This window comes from Roseateles sp. P5_E11 (assembly GCF_054049355.1).
Window position 1 is genome coordinate 1 of the sequence record NZ_JBFUMO010000846.1, and the last position, 1,822, is coordinate 1,822.

2 protein-coding genes and 1 pseudogene are annotated in these 1,822 nt (G+C 66.3%); 2 read left to right on the forward strand and 1 reads right to left on the reverse strand.

Features of this window, described 5'->3' with window-relative positions; genetic code table 11:
• Positions 1–312: DUF3579 domain-containing protein (locus ACXJKR_RS31300; protein WP_457326172.1), on the reverse strand; the 312-nt coding region annotated here is incomplete at its 3' end.
• 150 nt (positions 313–462) lie between these two features.
• On the opposite strand from ACXJKR_RS31300, the gene ACXJKR_RS31305 reads away from it, so the two are divergent.
• Together ACXJKR_RS31305 and ACXJKR_RS31310 are read left to right on the forward strand one after the other, a co-directional pair.
• Positions 463–1,668, forward strand: coding sequence for an acetylornithine/succinylornithine family transaminase (locus tag ACXJKR_RS31305; RefSeq protein WP_457326173.1), 1,206 nt, complete (start codon positions 463–465; stop codon positions 1,666–1,668).
• Positions 1,665–1,822: pseudogene (locus ACXJKR_RS31310) on the forward strand (ornithine carbamoyltransferase); the annotation flags it as partial. The gene ACXJKR_RS31305 and the pseudogene ACXJKR_RS31310, both read left to right, overlap by 4 nt.

A 1,822-nucleotide genomic window follows, 5' to 3' on the forward strand; every position in this document is an offset into this window, starting at 1 on the left:
GTCGGGCAGCAGGCAGGCGTCGGCAACTTGCAGGTTGTTGTCGCGCGCGAAGTTCATGACGAAGTCCCAGGCCATGGGTTCGAGGCGCTTGAGCTCTTCGTTGACGACAACGCACTTCACGCCGTTGATGACGGTGGGGACACACAGCGGCGAATAGCCGATGTAGGCACCAATGCCGCCGCGCGCGCCGCCGGGTCGAAAGCAGGACATTGCGCCCGCCAGCCGCTCGGCCCAGTCGCTCGGTCGGAAGGTTTTTCCATCCAGAGTGACACCTTGGATGAAGACTTCGCGCGGCGGGGGGGCAACGGTCATGGACAGAGGGGCTTCGCGGTACAGCGGGGCGCCGCTGCCAAAGACCGGTATTGTGCCTCGACGCCAAGCCATCTGCTGCGGCGCAGCAATTGCTGCGGCATCAACCTTAGAATCAAAAGTTCCTTTTTTCTCGACTCATCAGGAGACCCGATGAACGCTGTCCCTCCCTCGTCCGAGCCCCATGTCATGCCGACCTATGGCCGCCTGCCCGTTGCGCTTTCGCACGGCCAGGGCTGCTGGGTCTGGGAYACGGAAGGCCGACGACTGCTGGATGGACTGGGCGGTATCGCGGTCAACACGCTGGGCCACAACCACCCGCGCCTGGTGCCGGCGTTGCAAGATCAGCTCTCCAAGCTGATCCACACCAGCAACTACTACCGCGTGCCGCTGCAGGAGCAACTCGCCGCCAAGCTCTGCGAGGTTTCGGGCCTGGCCAATGTCTTCTTCTGCAATAGCGGACTCGAGGCCAACGAGGCGGCGTTGAAGATCGCCCGCAAGTTCGGCCATGACCGCGGCAATACCTCGCCCGAGGTGCTTGTCTTCGAGGGCGCCTTCCACGGCCGCTCGATCGCGACGCTGTCGGCCACGGCAAATCCCAAGATCCAGGCCGGCTTCGGGCCGCTGGTGCCGGGCTTCGTGCGCGTGCCGCTCAACGACATTGCCGCCCTCGAGGCCGCCCTGGCCGCTCACCCCAACATCACGGCCATCTTCCTGGAGACCATCCAGGGCGAAGGCGGCATCAACCCCGCCCGCATCGAGTTCCTGCAGGCCCTGCGCCGCGTCTGCGACGAGCGCGACCTGCTGCTGATGCTGGACGAAGTGCAGTGCGGCATCGGCCGCACCGGCAAATGGTTCGCCCACCAGTGGGCCGGCATCAAGCCGGACGTGATGCCGCTGGCCAAGGGCCTGGGTTCGGGCGTGCCCATCGGTGCTGTCGTCTGCGGCCCGCGCGCCGCCAGTGTGCTGAAGGCCGGCAACCACGGCACCACCTTCGGCGGCAACCCGCTGGCCATGCGCGCCGGCGTCGAGACGTTGAAGATCATGGAAGAGGACGGCCTGCTGGCCAATGCCGAAGCCGTGGGCGCCACGCTGCGCGGCGCCCTCGCCGAGGGCCTGGCTGGCGAGTCGGGCCTGGTCGAGATCCGCGGCYAGGGCCTGATGCTGGGCATCGAGTTGGATCGCCCGGCCGGCCCGCTGCTGGGTCAAGCCCTGGATGCCGGCCTGCTGATCAGCGTGACGGCCGACCGCGTGGTGCGCCTGCTGCCACCGCTGATCCTGACGCACGACGAAGCGCGCGAAATCGCTGCCCGCCTCGTGCCGCTGATCAAAGCGCTGCTTGCGCAGCCCAAGCCATGAAGCCGGGGGATGCACTGATGCGTCACTATCTGCAGTTCAAAGACCTGCGCGCCGAGGAATACGCCCACCTGTTCGACCGCGCCGGCATCATCAAGCGCCGCTTCAAGAACTACGAAAAATACCAGCCGCTGCAGGACCGCACGCTGGCCATGAT